General features: G+C 51.7%; 20 protein-coding genes. 5 read left to right on the top strand and 15 right to left on the bottom strand.

From position 1 onward, the window contains the following. Window positions 1-46 precede the first annotated feature (46 nt). The 3 genes from K7X24_RS17105 to aaeR form a co-directional block, all read right to left on the bottom strand. The gene (locus tag K7X24_RS17105) at window positions 47-385 is read right to left on the bottom strand and encodes a DUF2645 family protein (RefSeq protein WP_224556107.1); all 339 of its coding nucleotides are present in this window, start codon (window positions 383-385) and stop codon (window positions 47-49) included. Next, window positions 378-1,094, bottom strand: coding sequence for a hypothetical protein (locus tag K7X24_RS17100; protein ID WP_010296614.1), 717 nt, complete (start codon window positions 1,092-1,094; stop codon window positions 378-380). The genes K7X24_RS17105 and K7X24_RS17100 overlap by 8 nt, the downstream gene beginning before the upstream one ends. A 161-nt stretch (window positions 1,095-1,255) precedes the next feature. Next, on the bottom strand, window positions 1,256-2,197 hold the full coding sequence (aaeR, locus tag K7X24_RS17095) for an HTH-type transcriptional activator AaeR (protein WP_039470325.1): 942 nt from the start codon (window positions 2,195-2,197) through the stop codon (window positions 1,256-1,258). Between the two features lie 334 nt (window positions 2,198-2,531). On the opposite strand from aaeR, the gene aaeX reads away from it, so the two are divergent. The 4 genes from aaeX (at window position 2,532) to K7X24_RS17075 (ending at window position 7,302) form a co-directional block, all read left to right on the top strand. After that, the gene (gene aaeX / locus K7X24_RS17090) at window positions 2,532-2,735 is read left to right on the top strand and encodes a p-hydroxybenzoic acid efflux pump operon protein AaeX (protein ID WP_005975424.1); all 204 of its coding nucleotides are present in this window, start codon (window positions 2,532-2,534) and stop codon (window positions 2,733-2,735) included. Window positions 2,736-2,742: 7 nt separating this feature from the next. Further along, complete coding sequence (gene aaeA, locus K7X24_RS17085) at window positions 2,743-3,708, top strand: p-hydroxybenzoic acid efflux pump subunit AaeA (protein WP_039507749.1); 966 nt, start codon at window positions 2,743-2,745, stop codon at window positions 3,706-3,708. 11 nt (window positions 3,709-3,719) lie between these two features. After that, window positions 3,720-5,708 carry a p-hydroxybenzoic acid efflux pump subunit AaeB gene (gene aaeB, locus K7X24_RS17080; protein WP_224556149.1) on the top strand — a complete coding sequence of 663 codons (1,989 nt, stop codon included), beginning with the start codon at window positions 3,720-3,722 and terminating at the stop codon, window positions 5,706-5,708. Between the two features lie 139 nt (window positions 5,709-5,847). Beyond that, window positions 5,848-7,302: an NAD-dependent succinate-semialdehyde dehydrogenase gene (locus K7X24_RS17075; protein ID WP_130637216.1), complete on the top strand. Its 1,455-nt coding sequence runs from the start codon at window positions 5,848-5,850 to the stop codon at window positions 7,300-7,302. A 97-nt stretch (window positions 7,303-7,399) separates the two neighbouring features. On the opposite strand, the gene yjgA is transcribed toward K7X24_RS17075, so the two are convergent. Continuing rightward, on the bottom strand, window positions 7,400-7,951 hold the full coding sequence (yjgA, locus tag K7X24_RS17070; RefSeq protein ID WP_040031830.1) for a ribosome biogenesis factor YjgA: 552 nt from the start codon (window positions 7,949-7,951) through the stop codon (window positions 7,400-7,402). 296 nt (window positions 7,952-8,247) lie between these two features. Here yjgA and pmbA point away from each other — a divergent pair, with 296 nt between their 5' ends. Further along, on the top strand, window positions 8,248-9,588 hold the full coding sequence (gene pmbA / locus K7X24_RS17065; RefSeq protein ID WP_224556105.1) for a metalloprotease PmbA: 1,341 nt from the start codon (window positions 8,248-8,250) through the stop codon (window positions 9,586-9,588). A gap of 101 nt (window positions 9,589-9,689) precedes the next feature. Here pmbA and rnk read toward each other — a convergent pair whose 3' ends face one another. From rnk to kdsD, 11 genes are all read right to left on the bottom strand, one after another. Continuing rightward, on the bottom strand, window positions 9,690-10,100 hold the full coding sequence (gene rnk / locus K7X24_RS17060; protein ID WP_224556103.1) for a nucleoside diphosphate kinase regulator: 411 nt from the start codon (window positions 10,098-10,100) through the stop codon (window positions 9,690-9,692). Window positions 10,101-10,536: 436 nt separating this feature from the next. Then, complete coding sequence (gene npr / locus K7X24_RS17055; protein WP_224556102.1) at window positions 10,537-10,809, bottom strand: PTS phosphocarrier protein NPr; 273 nt, start codon at window positions 10,807-10,809, stop codon at window positions 10,537-10,539. Between the two features lie 27 nt (window positions 10,810-10,836). Next, the gene (gene rapZ, locus K7X24_RS17050; RefSeq protein WP_039354588.1) at window positions 10,837-11,694 is read right to left on the bottom strand and encodes an RNase adapter RapZ; all 858 of its coding nucleotides are present in this window, start codon (window positions 11,692-11,694) and stop codon (window positions 10,837-10,839) included. Between the two features lie 151 nt (window positions 11,695-11,845). After that, complete coding sequence (ptsN, locus tag K7X24_RS17045) at window positions 11,846-12,319, bottom strand: PTS IIA-like nitrogen regulatory protein PtsN (RefSeq protein WP_224556146.1); 474 nt, start codon at window positions 12,317-12,319, stop codon at window positions 11,846-11,848. A gap of 96 nt (window positions 12,320-12,415) precedes the next feature. Beyond that, window positions 12,416-12,703, bottom strand: a complete 288-nt coding sequence (hpf, locus tag K7X24_RS17040) for a ribosome hibernation promoting factor (RefSeq protein ID WP_005975449.1) — start codon at window positions 12,701-12,703, stop codon at window positions 12,416-12,418. Between the two features lie 23 nt (window positions 12,704-12,726). Next, entirely contained in the window at window positions 12,727-14,160 is a 1,434-nt protein-coding gene (gene rpoN, locus K7X24_RS17035) for an RNA polymerase factor sigma-54 (RefSeq protein ID WP_224556098.1), read from the bottom strand. Between the two features lie 49 nt (window positions 14,161-14,209). Beyond that, window positions 14,210-14,935: an LPS export ABC transporter ATP-binding protein gene (lptB, locus tag K7X24_RS17030; protein WP_010296638.1), complete on the bottom strand. Its 726-nt coding sequence runs from the start codon at window positions 14,933-14,935 to the stop codon at window positions 14,210-14,212. Window positions 14,936-14,938: 3 nt separating this feature from the next. Continuing rightward, entirely contained in the window at window positions 14,939-15,511 is a 573-nt protein-coding gene (gene lptA / locus K7X24_RS17025; protein WP_224556089.1) for a lipopolysaccharide ABC transporter substrate-binding protein LptA, read from the bottom strand. Next, window positions 15,492-16,058 (bottom strand): LPS export ABC transporter periplasmic protein LptC, encoded by a 567-nt coding sequence (lptC, locus tag K7X24_RS17020; RefSeq protein WP_224556084.1) that lies wholly within the window; start codon window positions 16,056-16,058, stop codon window positions 15,492-15,494. Before lptC ends, lptA begins: the two co-directional genes overlap by 20 nt. Continuing rightward, window positions 16,055-16,621, bottom strand: a complete 567-nt coding sequence (kdsC, locus tag K7X24_RS17015; protein ID WP_010296644.1) for a 3-deoxy-manno-octulosonate-8-phosphatase KdsC — start codon at window positions 16,619-16,621, stop codon at window positions 16,055-16,057. Before kdsC ends, lptC begins: the two co-directional genes overlap by 4 nt. A 19-nt stretch (window positions 16,622-16,640) precedes the next feature. Beyond that, entirely contained in the window at window positions 16,641-17,714 is a 1,074-nt protein-coding gene (kdsD, locus tag K7X24_RS17010; RefSeq protein WP_224556082.1) for an arabinose-5-phosphate isomerase KdsD, read from the bottom strand. Window positions 17,715-17,741: the final 27 nt, after the last annotated feature.

Genomic DNA, 17,741 nt, shown 5'->3' with positions numbered 1-17,741 from the left:
TTGTTTTTATGGCAGGCGGATATTTAACGCCTGCCAGGTTATTTAGTTAAAACCAAAGACAGTTTCTGTATTTTACAATAAAAAACCAAATCCAAACAAATAAAAAAACCAACAGCATTATATTTATTGAAATTATTCTAAATTTGTTGAAGGCTCCATATATAACAACAGGTGTTATTAATGCTAATGTGGCAATAGCAACAGTCTCTCTGTAATCATCAACTACTATTGCTCTTAATACATCGCAAACATTTTTTATTTCATCTCCATCTATAAACCATTCTTCTTTAAATACCCCTCCCATCATGCAAGTAATAATAACAAAAAATGAATATATAACCATTATGATGTTAATTGTGGATTTAATAATATTATTATTATTCATTGTTCATCCCGATTATTTTATAAATTACATTCTTTCTTTTAATAATAGTCCTTCCGTAAGAAGAGTAATCCCTTGAGGGATCACCGTTGGGGGCTTTAATAGATGATATGAAATCATCTTTTTTCCTTTCTATCCCTCTATTGTATCTAGATGCGGCTATTATTAATTGCTCATCGCTTATGTTTAAAGTATCTTTTATGTTAGGGTTGTCAAAAATTATTAATGATTTAAGATGTTTGGCAACAATGTTAATGTTAAAGTCATCATCTAATAAGCAATTGGATAATTGAAGTTGTTGTGTTGTTGATAATTTAGATGGGTCAATCCCTAGTGTTTCTGCTGCTGCTCTTAATTGAATAGCTAAACTACCGACAGAAGTTCTATTCGATATGGTGTTTCCGCTATTATTGAAATAATCTCTAATCTGATAATATTGTAAAACCCCGTATGCTTTAAATCTTTCCGGTGTTCCTGCTACTTCAGAGACAGCAACTCCAGCCAATAGTAACACTGGTATTTTTTCACGATGAGCATGGCTAATTATCTTATCCTTATTATACTGAAGATATGCGGCTTTATATGCCCACAACCTAGGATTACCAGTGACATATCTTTCATCATCAGGAAGTAAATACCATAATCCAGCATCAATAAAATTCCATTTTGGGAATGTTGATGTTGAGTTTATATCGCAAAACATATTTTTCATTCAACTATCCTTGTTTATGTGTACAGGGAATATTTATTATGCCACGAAGTGATCGAAAAACAATCTTGATATACCCGTAGTCATTAAGGGCAAAGCTTGCCTGTTGGCGGCACTGCGTAATTCGTGCTGATATCCCTAGATCCCTTTAAGACCGCGCTTTATTAGCGCGGTTTTTTTTCCTCGCTATGATTCTGTCGATAGCCCTGATACGTCAGGGCGACGTTTTTGAAGTATTCCGTCATGTAGTTAATGCAGACTTGTACTTTTAGCGGCAGGTTGTCTTTGCGGGTGTAGAGCGCGTAGACCGGGCGCGGGTCGGAGTGGTAGCGGTTGAACAGGATCTCAATTTCGCCGCGATTGATTTCGTCCACGATCCACATGAGCGGCACGTACGCGATGCCCGCCCCAGCCTTGAGCCAGCGCACCAGCGTTTGCGGGTCGTTAGTGACAAAACGCCCTTGTGGTGTGACGCGGGTCGAAATGCCTTCCGGGGCGATCAGCTCGAATTCGCTGTCGGGCCGTACGCTGTATTCCAGCCAGGAAAAATTCACCATATCTGCCGGTTTATCCGGCGTGCCGTGCTGTGCCAGATAGCTTTTTGCGGCACAGACGACCATCGGCATCGAGCCTAATCGTTTCGAGAACAGGCTGGAATCCTGTAGTGCACCGACGCGGATAACGATATCCAGCCCGTCGGCAATCAGATCGGGAGCGGGAATCCCAGTGACCAGATTGACAGATAGACCGGGATATTCCTTCAGCATCGCCGCAGTCATGGTGGACAACACATTCTGCGCCATCGTGGAAGAACTGCCGATGCGCAGCGTGCCGATCGGCGTGTTGTTGAAAGCATAGAGCTGCTCATGGACCTCATGCGCTTCATGCAGCATGCGGCGACAGCCGTGGTAGTAAATTTTCCCCGCTTCCGTCAAACCAATGCTGCGCGTACTGCGATTAAGCAGCTTAATCTGTAGTTCATCTTCAAGCTTGGTGACGGTCTGGCTGACGGCGGATACGCTCATCTGCAATTGACGGGCAGCGGCGGTAAAAGAACCAAATTCCACCACGCGGGCAAACACCGACATACTCTTTAGTCTTTCCATTATTCACTCTGGCTTAAAAGTGATTTAGATCACACTATGTAGATAAGGTGATAATAAGCATCCATAATATAGCCTATCCGGTGGTTCTGGGCAGAATAGAGCCATTCAATGATTGTGTTTATTTACCCAATTAGAGTAATACGCTGATTTCCCATCGTTAGTCAGCCCCTGCTGACATCGCTATTCATCAGTTTAACGTTATCCCATCCGTTGGCTGCCCGCCTGCGGCATGAGGCTCTGTTGTCGGTGCTGAAAGGCCGCGCCAGACGACATAATTTACCACCCGGTAGCACACTTGCTCGCTACCGTTACCTATTAGAAAAAGGAAAAGAGGATGAGTTCACTCCCGGTTATGGTGCTGTTCGGGCTGTCATTTCCCCCGGTATTTTTTGTCTTGCTGGTATCGCTGACCCTATTTTTTGTCGTGAACCGCCTGCTGCAACCGACGGGTATCTATGACTTCGTCTGGCATCCTGCGCTGTTTAACAGCGCACTGTTCTGCTGTCTGTTTTATTTACTGTTCCGCTACGGTCTGTGAGGTGTCTGTGAAAGCTTTCTTTTTACCCTTGTTTAGACAGCAGGCCGTGCTGATCAAAAAACTGAGCCGCGTGGTCATCACGCTGGTGATTGTGCTGTGTGCGATTGTGGCAATCTTCCGTGTCTGGGCGTTCTATACCGAATCGCCCTGGACGCGTGATGCCAAATTTACGGCGGATGTCGTGGCGATCGCGCCAGATGTCAGCGGGTTATTGACCGATGTTCGCGTCACTGACAATCAGCTGGTAAACAAAGGTGATGTGCTGTTTGTCATCGACCAGCCGCGCTACCATCAGGCCGTGGCGCAGGCGGAAGCGGATGTTGCCTACTATCAGGCGCTGGTGACGGAAAAACGCCGGGAATCCGGTCGTCGGGCGCGGCTGGGCATCAGTGCGATGTCACAGGAAAATATCGATCAGTCCAGTAATGCATTGGAAACCGCCACGCACCAGCTTGCTAAAGCACAGGCGGTATTATCGCTGGCGAAACTGGAGCTGGAGCGCACCGTGGTACGCGCCCCTGCCGACGGCTGGGTCACTAACCTTCATGTGCAAAGCGGTGAGTTTATCGAACGCGGTAATACGGCGGTGGCGCTGGTGAAAAAGGATTCGTTTTACCTGCTGGCGTACATGGAAGAGACCAAACTTGAAGGCGTTCGCCGTGGCTATCGTGCGGAAATTACGCCGCTTGGTAGCGAAAAGATATTCTACGGCACGGTGGATAGCGTGGCGGCTGGGGTCAATAACAGCAGCAACAGTGCGAACACGAAAGGCTTGGCTAACGTGGACTCCAATCTGGAATGGGTGCGTTTGGCGCAGCGCGTGCCGGTAAAAATCCGTCTCGATCGACAAATGGGCGATCTCTATCCGGCTGGCACGACGGCGACCGTGGTGATTACCGGCGAGCAGGTCAACAACGACAAAAAACCGTCGCCACTCATTCGCCTGCTTTATCGCCTGCGTGAGTTTGGCTAAGTGAGGCGATGATGAAAACCCCGTCGTTGACAGTATCCAGATTCTATACCACACCGAAGTTTGCGCGTTTTCGCTTTGCCTTCAAGCTGAGCTTTGCGATTGTGCTATCCCTATTTCTGGGTTTCCACCTCCAGTTGGAAACGCCGCGCTGGTCTGTGCTGACGGCGGCGATTGTCGCCGCTGGCCCGGCGTTCGCTGCGGGCGGTGAACCGTTTTCTGGTGCGATCCGCCATCGTGGTATTCTGCGCATCATCGGTACGTTTATCGGCTGTATCGGTGCACTTATCATCATTATCGCCACCGTTCGCGCGCCCGTCGTGATGTTGATGCTGTGCTGTATTTGGGCAGGCCTCTGCACCTGGGTTTCCTCGCTGGTTAAAGTCGAAAATGCCTATATCTTCGGGCTGGCGGGTTATACCGCGCTGATTATTATTGTATCAACACAGGGAACGCCGTTGCTGACGCCGCAGTTTGCCGTGGAGCGCTGTAGCGAGATTGTGCTGGGCATCGTCTGTGCCATTCTGGCGGATTTACTGTTTTCGCCACGTTCGATCAAGCAGGATGTTGACCGCAGTATCGGTGAACTGCTGGTGGATCAGTATCGGCTACTGCAACTCAGCATGAGCGGGGCGGAGAAAGAAGCGATAGACGCGGCATGGCACGCGTTGGTGCGTAAAACGACCGCGCTAAACGGCATGCACAGCAGCCTGATGCTGGAGTCTTCACGCTGGCAGAACAGCAATCGCCGCTTAACATCGTTGCATACGCAATCGCTCACGATGATCACACAGGCGTGTGAAACCTATCTGATGTTGCAGGATGTCCCGAACCCAGTAAAAAGCAGCCTGAAATTGGTGTTGGAGCAGCCTGTTGAATCGCTCCGCGATGTGCATTGCCGTGTGAAAGCATTACGTCACTTGATTGCGGCGGATAGCCGCGATGTGCCTCCTACGTTGGTCAGTTGGGTTGGCGCGGCAACGCGCTATCTGCTGCTGGCGAAGGGCGTACAGACCAACGGACGCATTAATACGATAGAAGCTGATGTGCTGAACAGCGAGGTGGAAATTAAAGCGCCTTCGGCTGAAACTCATCATGCCATGATCAACGGTTTACGCACCGGAGTGGCGACGGCGCTGGGCTGCTTGTTCTGGCTAAGCACTGGCTGGACTTCCGGCAGTGTGTGTATGGTGATGATTGCGGTGGTGACGTCGCTTGCCATGCGTTTGCCGAATCCACAGATGATGGCGAAGGATTTTCTTTTTGGGACGATCTACGCGCTGCCGCTGGGCGCATTGATGTTCATGTTTATCATGCCGTCAACGCAGCAAAGCATGTTGCTGCTGTGTCTGAGTCTGGGGGCGATGGCTTTCTTCCTCGGGCTTGAGGTACAAAAGCGTCGGTTGGGCTCGCTGGGCGCATTAGCCAGTACGATCAATATCCTTGTGCTGGATAACCCGATGACGTTCAACATTAGCCAGTTCCTGGACAGCGCGATCGGCCAGATCATCGGCTGTTTTCTGGCGCTGATGGTGATCCTGCTGATCCGGGATAACACCAAGGCACATACGGGGAGAACGCTGTTGAATCGCTTTGTGTATGGTGCTGTTTCGGCACTGACGACCAACACCGCGCGGCGAAAAGAAAATCACCTGCCAGCGCTGTATCAACAACTGTTCCTGCTGCTGAGCCGCTTCCCTGACGACATTGCCAAATATCGCCTTGCGCTATGGCTGATCATCATGCACCAACGTTTGAGAACGCTGAATATTCCGCAAAACGCGGCGCTGTCTGCCTTTCATCGTCAGATTCGTGCAACCGCGGAGCAGGTGATTTCAGCTCGGCGCGATACTACGCGCAGCCGCTATTTCACGCAGCTGTTGGACGAGCTTGAACGTTATCAGCAGATGCTGACAGAACAGCAACTTCCCCCGAGCGTGACGGCGTCTGTAGGACGATTAACCGGGATTCTGCGTGATTATCAGCATGCGCTAAGCAGCTAACCTCAGTGGGCGAGACGGTGCGATAACACTAACGATTAATCCGAGAGTGCCGCAGGCCGCGCCCATCACTTCTATACTGAATTATCCATAGCTTCCCTCATAACGTCATGGAATATGACCCTTTTCAGGAGGTAACACGATGTCAGGACAAAATTTGCAGAATCATGAACTGTTTAAAACCGGCTACTTTGCTGCGGGGAAATGGCAGCAGAGCGGAGCCACCTTCGAGGTTGTGAATCCGGCGACGGGCGAGTCGATTGCCAGCGTGGCGAAAGCGGGAAAGAAAGAGACGCAGGCGGCGATTGACGCCGCCTATGCCGCCTTTCCTGCCTGGAAGCGTAAAACCGCGAAGGAACGGTCTGAAATTCTGTATCGCTGGTACGAACTGATTCTGGAAAATAAACGCTATCTGGCGGAGTTGATGACCGCCGAGCAGGGCAAGCCAGTACAGGAAGCCGAAGGTGAAGTCGTCTATGCGGCGAATTTTATTCAGTGGTTTGCTGAGCAGGGAAAACGGGCTAACGGTGAGATCATTCCGCCTGCGAAACCCGGATCGAAGATTTACGCCACGCGTGAACCCGTTGGGGTTGTTGTCGCTATTACACCGTGGAATTTCCCGCTGGCGATGCTGACGCGTAAGCTGGGGCCGGCGCTGGCTGCGGGATGTACTGGCGTCATCAAACCCGCGAACAATACGCCGCTGTCTGCGTTTGCGCTGCTGGCGTTGGCACAGCAGGCGGGTGTGCCGGATGGCGTACTCAACGGTGTGGCGGGCGACACGCAGGCGATTAGCGATACCGTCATGGCGAGCGATAAAGTGCGCAAAATTTCCTTCACTGGTTCGACAGAAGTAGGGAAAACGTTGGTGCGCAACGCCGCAGATACGATGAAGAAAGTGTCGATGGAGTTGGGTGGCAACGCACCTTATATCGTGTTTGATGATGCAGATATTCAGGCCGCGGTAAAAGGCGCGATTGCCAACCGCTTCCGCAATGCGGGTCAGGTTTGCGTCAGTGCCAACCGATTTTATATTCAGGATGGCGTCTACGATGAGTTCGTCTCTCTGCTTGCGGAAGAAGTGAAAAAGCTGAAGGTCGGCAACGGTATGGATGACGGCGTCGTGCTCGGTCCGCTGATTGACGATGCTGCCGTTGAGAAGGTGGAAAAGCACGTCAATGACGCGGTGGAAAAGGGAGGCAAGGCGCTTGTCGGTGGTAAACGGCACAAGCTGGGCCACAGCTTCTTTGAGCCGACGGTGATTGTTGATGCCAACGAAGCGATGCTGCTGGCGCAGGAAGAAACGTTTGGTCCGGTTGCTCCCTGTTTCCGTTTCAAAACGGAAGAAGAGGTGATTCAGCGCGCCAACAATACGCCATTTGGTCTGGCGGCTTACTTCTACAGCCAGAATTTGCAGCGTGTGTTCCGCGTGGCAGAAGCGTTGGAGAGTGGCATGATTGGCATTAACGAATGCGCGGTTTCAACCGAGTTAGCACCCTTCGGCGGTGTGAAAGAGTCAGGATTAGGCCGCGAAGGCTCTGTTTTGGGGCTGGACGAGTTTCTGGAAGTAAAAACCTGGCATTTGGGCGGATTGTAATCTGGGATGCTGTTGCGATCTTAATTAATCGTGAGCTCAACGAGCTACCGATAATACATGGGATGAGTGAGGCATCCTCCTCATCCCATGATCGCCGTTAGTCTGTGGTCTCAGCCAGTTCGCGCAGATACTGGAAGATCTGGCGGGCGGATTTCGGCGGCTTATTCGTCGCTTTCTCTTTCTGCGCATTACGCACCAGAGAGCGCAACTGCTGACGGTCAGCGTGGGGATATAGCGCCAGAATATCGGGGACCACATCGTCACCTTCTTCAATCAGACGGTCACGCAGCTGTTCCAGTTTGTGGAATAACGCCACCTGCTGATTATGGCGGTTGTTCAGCTTATCCAGTGCGGTTTGGATCGGCTCTGGATCGCGGGCGCGCAGCATTTTACCAATCAGCTGTAGCTGACGGCGGCGGCCTTCTTTCTTGATCCGCTGTGCCAGTTCCACCGCTGCACGCAGATCGTCGTCCAACGGGATCTTCTCCAGGGCGTTTTTACCCAGCTCGACCAGTTCTGCGCCGAGATCTTTCAGCGCTTCGGCATCGCGCTTTATTTCACTTTTGCTGACCCAGATAATTTCATCATCTTCGTCGTCTTCTTGGTTCTCTGGGACGTCATTCAGCCAGTCTTCGTACTTTTGCTTCATGGTTGGCTCCTAAAAAGTGTCCAGGAGCAATTCGTAACGCTACGCGTAGCGGCTCCGGGATGGTGAACAGCGTGCCCACCAGCAAAAAAGAGGCTGATACTAACAGGTTTGGGCTTTGTGCGAAATTGTCCGTAGATCCTGTTAGACTAGAAAGCATTATGCTACACCATTTTATGCTCGTCATACTTCACGTTACCTGTGTGTTGGCTGCGCGAAGTATATAGAGTATACGCCCCTTTTGTGCTCGTTGCGGGGATGATGATGGTGAGCTTTCTTCCACTCATTATGGCAGAACAATGACGATAACTACTCAGGTTGCAGAGCAGCGTAAAGCGCTGGAGCTCGCGGTTGCTCAGGCGCTGGAACTGGCGCGTGCCGGTTCTGATGCGGCAGAAGTCGCGGTGTCAAAAACGACGGGCATTAGCGTCAGTACCCGTTATGGTGAGGTTGAAAATGTTGAATTCAACAGCGATGGCGCGTTGGGCATCACGGTTTATCACCAACAGCGTAAAGGCAGCGCATCGTCTACCGATCTCAGCCCGGATGCGATAGCCCGTACGGTACAGGCCGCGCTGGATATTGCGCGTTATACCTCTGTCGATCCTTTTGCTGGTCCGGCGGATCGGGATCTTCTGGCGTTTGACGCGCCGGATCTGGATCTGTTCCATCCGACCGAGCTGGATGCGGATCGCGGCATTGAATTAGCCGCTCGCGCAGAGCAGGCGGCGTTACAGGCTGACAAGCGCATCACTAACACCGAAGGCGGCAGTTTTAACAGCCATTACGGCGTGAAGGTGTTCGGCAATAGCCACGGCCTGCTGAAAAGTTACTGCTCTAGCCGTCATTCCATGTCCAGCTGTGTGATTGCTGAAGTGAATGGCGATATGGAGCGAGATTATGCCTACACCGTTGGCCGTGCGCTGGATGATTTACTCAGCCCGGAATGGGTGGGCGAAGAGTGCGCACGCCGCACGTTATCCCGCTTGTCACCGCGTAAACTGCCCACCATGCAGGCACCGGTGATGTTTTCTGCGGAGGTGGCGACGGGCCTGTTTGGCCATTTGGTTGGCGCCATCAGCGGCGGCAACGTTTATCGTAAATCCACTTTCCTGCTGGATAAGCTGGGTCAGCAGATTCTGCCAGAGTGGCTGACGATTGAGGAGCAACCGCATTTGCTGAGAGGGCTGGCCTCTACGCCGTTCGACAGTGAAGGTGTGCGGACGCAGGCGCGTGAGATTGTGAAGGCTGGCGTGTTGCAGACCTGGCTCATGACAAGCTACTCCGCGCGTAAGCTGGGCATGCAGAGCACTGGCCATGCGGGGGGAATTCATAACTGGCGGATTGCCGGACAGGGTCTGGATTTCAACGGTATGTTGAAACAGATGGGCAAAGGCCTGCTGGTGACTGAACTGATGGGGCAAGGTGTGAGCGGTGTGACGGGGGATTATTCCCGTGGCGCATCCGGCTTCTGGGTCGAGAACGGCGAAATTCAATATCCGGTTAGCGAGATTACGATCGCGGGTAACCTGAAAGACATGCTGCGTAATATTGTGACGGCGGGGAATGATATCGAAACCCGAAGCAATATCCAGTGTGGTTCCGTTCTGCTGCCAGAGATGAAGATCGCAGGGGAATAAACCTGCTCTGTGTGAGTAACCGTCGCCGTCGGCAGTGTCCGACGGCTGTTACTCTATGCCTTGTTAGCACGTATCTTGTATCAGAATTGTACCTTGCTGGTTTAGCGGTGGTACTCGCCTGCGGCTTCTGGCTGATAGAGTAGTTCTAGTACTTCAATTCGCGTTTCTTCACCGTTTGGCAACTGCCAAGCGATAGAATTTCCCACATGCATTCCCAATAGTGCCGCACCCAGCGGAGCCATCACCGACAGCGGTTCTTTGCTGTCCTTCACTGCGGCTGGATAAACCAGCGTGCGGATGTGCTCTTCGTTGGTATTCAGATCGCGGAAACGCACCCGACTATTCATGGTGACGACATGTGAGGGAACCGATGCCGAAGGCAAAATTTCCGCCCGATCCAGCTCCTCATTCAACGCCTGTGCGATATCGCTGTCCGCAAAGGCGGGCTGCTCCAATAACATATCCAGACGTTCTGCATCCAATTCACTGATTGTCAGGTTAGGTTTCGTCATACTCCTCTCCAGTTGGTATTTTCAGATGATATAAAAATAACCCCCCGCGCCCAAAGGAGCAGGGGGTATAAGAAAATATTATGATTTATATAGGTAGATAGTAGGAGGTTCGGGGAGGAAAGTGAAGCGATCCTTGTCACGAAGGCTGGCAGATACCCGTCATACTTCAAGCTGCTTGTGCGTTGGTAATACTCGGCTCATCTCTGAGCCTCACCCTGAGGGGCCGCCGCAAGCGGCGTTCAAATTGGCTAAACCAATTTGTCCTTACTCACCCCAGTCACTTACTTGTGTAAGCTCCTAGGGATTCGCGCGATTGCCGCGTTACAAGGCCATAAATGGGCCTTGCCCCAAAGGGTCAACGCAGAGCGTTGTTCAAAACGCTAACGTTTTGTCACGCAACTCGAATTATTTAGGGTATAGCCTGCTAAGGAAATCGCTAGTATTCGTCGAACCCAGCTTCAAACAGCTCGATGACGGCGGCAAGCGCCTGCGCTTCATCTGGGCCAGTCGCTTCTACCTCGATGACACGCCCTTTGGCCGAGTCTAGCATCAGCATGGCAATCACGCTGCTGGCTTCGGCTTCGGTGCCGCTGTCGTTACGCAGTATCACTTCTGCATCAAAGCTCTGCACTAGCTCGAACAGCTTCATCGCTGGGCGAGCATGCATACCCAGCTCATTTTTGATTTCAACCGTTTGCCGGACTGCCATGGTTTACCTGACTATACTGGTTTGCTATTACGCGGGTTTACGTTTTTCCAGCGTACGGTGGCGTGACTGCACATTCTTACCGCGTGAGCGGAAGTAGTCTGCCAGTTGCTCGGCGACGTACACCGAACGGTGTTTACCGCCAGTACAGCCAATCGCGACAGTCAGATAGCTACGGTTATTGGTTTCCAGCATCGGTAGCCACAGTTCCAGATAGCTGCGAGTCTGATAAATGAAATTGTGAACTTCGGTGTGCCTGTCAAGGAAAGACGCAACGGGCTTATCCAGACCGGTCATCGGGCGCAGCTTCGGATCCCAGTGCGGGTTCGGCAGAAAGCGCACGTCAAAGACGTAATCTGCATCAATGGGAATACCATGCTTAAAGCCGAATGATTCGAACACCATCGTGAGTTCGCGTTCTCGCTTGCCGAGCAGCCGCGTACGCAGCATTTCGGCCAGTTCGTGCACTGACATCTCTGAGGTATCAATAATCAGGTCAGCACGTGAACGCAGTGGTTCCAGCAGGTCACTTTCTTCATCAATCGCGCTTTCCAGCGACAGATTTTTGCTGGACAGTGGGTGCAGACGACGGGTATCGCTGTAGCGACGGATCAGTGTATTGCGATCGGCATCCAGAAACAGCAGTTGAGGCGAGAAGCTGGGTGGCAGTTGCTCCATGGCATGTTCAAATATCTCCGGCGATTCTGGCATATTGCGCACATCAATGCTGACCGCTGCGGAAATATTACGTGCCGCAAGCGTATTAGCCAGTTCTGGCAGTAGAACCACTGGTAGATTATCTACGCAGTAGAACCCCATATCTTCCAATGCGCGCAGGGCGACAGATTTCCCTGAACCTGAGCGACCGCTGACAATCATCAGCACCATCTGACGACTCCCCTCTGGCAACGTGATGGCGAATTCTCATTGCCACTGTTTTTATAAAGTAATCTATAGCTAAAAAAATGACGGCTTAGCGCACGGATTGCAAGCATTCTCTGACTCTACCGCGAATTGCCCGTCATCGTGAATATGACGATTAACCGGCTTCCGTCATAATCTGGTACAGCTCTTCATCGCTTTGCGCCGCTCGCAGGCGTCGGCAAACTGTTTTATCCGCCAGCTGCTTAGCAACAAGCGACAGGGTGTGCAAATGGGTTTTACATTGTTCCGCCGGAACCAGCAAGGCAAAAAGCAGATCAACGGCCTGATTATCAATGGCATCAAAAGCGATCGGTTGCTCTAACTGGATGAAAACACCGATGGCGCCCAGCGCATTATCGCCTTCCAGCTTACCGTGAGGAATGGCAATGCCGCCGCCGATTCCCGTACTGCCCATGCGTTCCCGGGTGAGGATGGCATCAAAAATAATCTGTGAAGGAATGTTAAGCTGTCTGGCGGCCAGCTCACTGATAATTTCCAATGCCCGTTTCTTACTCTGGCAGTGGACGGTACTTCGGGTGCACTCAGGGCGTAATACGGTGCTGAGTTGCAATACGGGATCGTGGCTCATTTTATTTTCACTTAACGACGCTTTCACTTCTGGTGATCCTGCCCCATCTGTTGGATGGGGCAGGTTTGTTCCTTTGCCAAACAGCAAAGGAGAAAATTAGTGCTGCTTGAGTTTATCCTTATGCTTATTGAGCTGTCTCGCCAGCTTATCAATCAATAAATCTATCGCGGCGTACATATCTGCCGCTTCTGAAGTTGCATGCAGCTCCCCACCATTAACATGGAGTGTGGCCTCGGCAATTTGCTGAACTTTTTCCACTCTTAATACCACATTGACCTGATTAATCCGGTCAAAATACTGCTCTAATTTGGCAAATTTTCCATTAACAAAATCACGCAGTGGTTCAGTGATCTCAATGTGGTGTCCGGTAATATTGAGCTGCATAGCGTCTTCCTTCTCTGTTGAGATCAAATCAGTTGTTTACGCTGATTTGATGGTGGGATAGATAAAGACTCTCGGTATTTTGCGACGGTACGGCGCGCCACGATGATGCCCTGATCGGAGAGCAGTGCCGTCAGCTTGCTATCGCTTAATGGCTTCACGGGGTTTTCCGCGGCAATAAGCTTCTTCACCAGCGCGCGGATTGCCGTTGACGAGGCTTCTCCACCGCTATCGGTATTAACGTGGCTGGAGAAGAAATATTTTAGCTCAAAAATGCCGCGCGGACTGTGCAGGAACTTCTGTGTCGTCACGCGTGAAATGGTGGATTCATGCATATCCACCGCCTGCGCGATATCTGCCAGTACCATGGGCTTCATGAATTCTTCACCCCGATCGAAGAAATCCTGCTGTTGTTCGACGATGCAGCGGGTCACTTTCAGCAGTGTGTCATTTCGACTTTCCAGGCTTTTGATGAGCCAGCGCGCCTCTTGCAGGTTGCTACGGATAAATTGCCCGTCGCTGTCATTGCGTACACTGTTACCCAGTGCCGCATATTGCTGATTAATCTGCAAGCGGGGAACGCTGTCGGTGTTCAGTTCAACGGACCAAATTCCCTGAACTTTACGTACCAGCACATCAGGGATGACGTATTCGGATTCACCAGTGTTGATCGATTGCCCTGGACGGGGATCGAGCGATTGGATCAGCGCCAGTGCTTCTTTCAGCACCTCTTCTTTTAGGCGCGTGATGCGGATCAGGCTGCGGAAATCATGATTGGCTAACAGATCGAGATGATCGCTGACGATCAGGCGAGCTTCGGTCAGGCGTGGCGTGTCGTCGGCGAACTGAGAAAGCTGCACCAGCAGACAATCGCGCAGGTCGCGGGCGGCGACGCCAACGGGATCGAAGCGCTGCACGCGTTTGAGTACGGCTTCAACTTCTTCCAGCGTCACGTCGTCGTCACCGATGCTCTCAAGAATGTCTTGTAGCGGTACGGTCAGGTAACCGGTGTTGTCCACCGCATCGACGATAGAGGTAGCGATAGCCGCGTCGGTGTCGGAAAACGGCGTCAGCTCAACCTGCCACATCAGGTAATCCTGAAGCGTTTGCGTGGTTTCGCCTTGATAAATCGGCAGTTCTTCATCGCGATAGTCGGTGCCGGTGCCCGACGGCGTGCCTGCGGAGTAGATTTCATCCCAGGTGGCATCAAGCGGCAATTCTTCCGGCATATCCCTTTGTTCAAGGGCTTCACCGGTATCCAGTGAATCGCTGTCTGCCTTTTCAAATGACTCGATTTCGTCGTGCTGATCCGTTTGTTCGAGCAACGGATTACTTTCTAACGCCAGTTGAATCTCCTGTTGCAATTCAAGCGTGGACAGTTGCAACAGGCGGATCGCCTGTTGGAGCTGTGGAGTCATGGCCAGTTGCTGGCTAAGCCTGAGTTGCAAACCTTGCTTCATAAATCGCGCTAACGTCCCATAAGTACTGCAAAGATAAAATATTACCCTATCAGAGTCGGAAGCCTTCGCCCAGATACACGCGTTTTACCTGTTCATCGGCCAGAATATCGGTCGGTGAACCGTGGGCGATCAGGTTACCCTGACTCACGATGTAGGCTCGTTCACAGACATCAAGCGTTTCGCGGACGTTATGATCGGTAATCAACACGCCAAGCCCGCTGTCACGCAGATGCTCAATGATTTTTTTAATATCCAGTACGGAGATCGGGTCTACGCCCGCAAACGGTTCATCCAGCAGGATGAACTTCGGATTCGCTGCCAGCGCACGCGCAATCTCTACGCGGCGTCTTTCTCCACCGGACAGCGATTGTCCCAGACTATCGCGCAAATGAATAATATGGAATTCTTCCATTAGCTCATTGGCACGATCTTCCTGCTGTTCGGTCGTCAGATCTTTACGGATCTGTAACACCGCCATCAGATTGTCATAAACGCTTAAGCGGCGGAATATAGAGGCTTCCTGCGGGAGATAGCCGATGCCGCGCAGCGCACGTTCGTGCAAAGGAAGCAGGCTGATGTCATCGTCGTCAATGACGATGCGTCCTTCATCACGCGGAACGATGCCTACGACCATGTAGAACGTTGTCGTTTTGCCGGCACCGTTCGGCCCGAGCAGGCCGACAATTTCACCGGAATTAACGGTGAGGCTGACGTTTTCCACGACTTTACGGCCTTTGTATGCCTTGGCCAGATTTTCTGCGGTTAATGTTGCCATAACTTATTCAGTGACCCGTGGTTGCGGTTGTTGAGAACGAGAAGGTTGATTCTTGTTCTCTTTCTCCTGAAGCTGAGAGGGGACTAACACCGTCGTCACGCGTTTTCCTTTGTCGCTGGTGGCTTCCATCTGCTGCTGTTTCACCAGATAGGTGATGCGATCGCCTTTTACATTGCTGTCCTGCTGTTCCAGATAGGCATTGCCTGTCAGCACCAGAAAGTCTTTGGCCAGCTCGTAGCGGATTTTCTGTGCGTGACCTTTTACTGGCTTGCCGTTGTCCTGCATCTGGTAGAACGTCACGGGGTTGCCGTAACCTTCCACCACTTCACTGCCTTGCGTGCCCTGTGGACGCGTCACGACGACCTTGTCGGCTTTCACTTCAATCGTCCCTTGCTTCACGACAACATTACCAGTGAACGTCACCGTGTTGCCCTGCATGTCCAGAGATTGCTGTGCTGAATCTATGTGAATAGGTTGGTTGCTGTCGCCGGTAACGGCAAAGGCGGAAATGCTGACGGCGAACAGCGAGCTGGCGATCAGGGTGTTACGCATGAGATTATTGGTTTTGGATTTCATAAGAGGTTTTTACCTTTTCGATCAACTCGGCCGTTTTGTTACGCAGATTCCCACGCATTTTCATTCCGCTTGAGGTAAAGCTGGCACCATACAGGGTGACTTCATCATCGGAAGAGACGTCCTGTGTGACCAGATTCACCTGGGCATTATTCGTTGTGATGCGCTGAAGCTGTGCGTCTTTCGTCAGGCTATTCACCTCGACGTTGCCGTACAGATAGAGCATCTTGTCTTTTGTCAGCTTGGCGCGATCGGCGCGTACTGACCAGGTTGCCGTACCCTGTTCATTGAACAGCGTGGCAACGGGAGTCGTAAACCAGCTCAACTGCTCGTCGTTGAAATACTCCGCTTTTTCCGAAATCAGTCTGTAGCTCAGCTTACCGGCGGGGCTGTATACCTGCGTGTTGGTCTTTTCGCTGGTATAAACCGGCACGGCGGGGTCGTTTGCATCCGGTGCTGTTACCGTGTCCTCATCCGCAATATTCCAGCCGATGAGGATAAGCACCAACAGAGTCAGAAAAGCGGTGAGCCAACGCTTGGTTTTACTCATATTGACAACCCTTTGGCATGCTCCAGCTTGTCCTGCGAGAACAGAATCAAATCACACAGCTCACGTACTGCGCCACGGCCTCCCGCAATACGGGTGACATAATCTGCGCGCGGCAATAACAGCGGATGGGCATCAGCCACGGCAACGCTCAGCCCGACCTGTGCCATTACTGGCCAGTCGATCATATCGTCGCCGATATACGCGACCTGATTTGCCGTTACTGACAGTTTATCCAACAGATCGTTGAAGGCCAAAACCTTATCCGATTGCCCCTGATAAAGATGGTTAATGCCCAGTGTTTTACACCGATCTTCCAGCAATTTTGCTGAACGCCCAGTAATGATGGCAACCTCAATATCAGACGTCAGCAAGCAGCGAATACCATAGCCGTCGCGGACGTTAAAGGCTTTCAGCTCCTCGCCGTGGTTGCCCATGTAAATCAGACCATCGGACATCACGCCGTCAACGTCGCAGATTAACAGGCGAACCTCACGGGCTTTATCCAGTACCTGTTGATCGACAGGCCCATAGCAGGTATCGGTTTGCGCCCTGACTTCACTCATTCACTACCATCCTTTCTTTTTAAACCACGCCAGCCCGCAGCATATCGTGCATATGGACGATCCCGACCAAACGATCGTTTTCTGCCACCAGCACTGAGGTGATATGGCGCGACTGCATCAGGTTAAGTGCATCCACCGCCAGCGTTTGCGGTGCGACCCGGATGCCGCCCGCGGTCATCACATCAGCAATGCGCGCGCTGTTCAAGTCAATATTCATGTCGAAGATGCGGCGCAGGTCACCATCAGTAAAGATGCCCTGAATTTTCATATCCGCTTCGCAGATTACCGTCATACCCAGATTTTTGCGCGTAATTTCCACCAAGGCATCACGCAATGAGGCATCGTGTGGGACATGGGGAATCTCATCGCCTGAATGCATGATATCGCTGACGCGCAGTAAAAGTTTGCGGCCGAGTGCGCCACCGGGGTGAGAAAGGGCGAAATCTTCTGCGGTAAAGCCGCGTGCCTGTAACAAGGCTACGGCCAGCGCGTCTCCCATGACCAGCGTCGCGGTAGTGCTGGAGGTGGGCGCCAGGCCGAGCGGGCAGGCTTCCTGTGGGACATGAACACACAGATGAATATCCGCCGTTTTCCCCATCGTACTTTCCGGTGCGCTGGTCATGCAGATCAGGAACACTTTCTGGCGTTTCAGAACGGGAATTAGCGACAGAATTTCATGGGACTCGCCAGAGTTGGAAATAGCGATCACGATATCGTGCGGCGTCACCATGCCGAGGTCACCGTGGCTGGCTTCACCGGGATGAACAAAAAAAGCAGGCGTACCGGTGCTGGCGAAGGTCGCGGCAATCTTGCAGCCGATATGGCCAGATTTGCCCATCCCCATCACCACCACTTTGCCCTCGCAGTGAAATATCTTTTTGCAGGCGAGGGTAAAATTGTCATCAATGTACTGGTCTAATTGCGCAAGCCCATCGCGTTCGATACTCAGTACCTGCTTGCCCGCCTGCTGGAAATCGAAATCTGCTGGTAGTTCATGAGCCTTTTGTCGCGTGTGATCGGCTTGTGGTGCATGATCGGATAGTGCACGGTCAGACTGCTGTTTTAGGTGAGCATGTTGTTCAAACTGTGACATACCAATAGTCCTGATTATGATGAAAAA

Source organism: Pectobacterium versatile (genome assembly GCF_020166435.1).
Lineage (GTDB): Bacteria > Pseudomonadota > Gammaproteobacteria > Enterobacterales > Enterobacteriaceae > Pectobacterium > Pectobacterium versatile.
The sequence above is the reverse complement of the archived record's forward strand: the minus strand, read 5'-3'. Positions and strand labels throughout refer to the sequence as shown.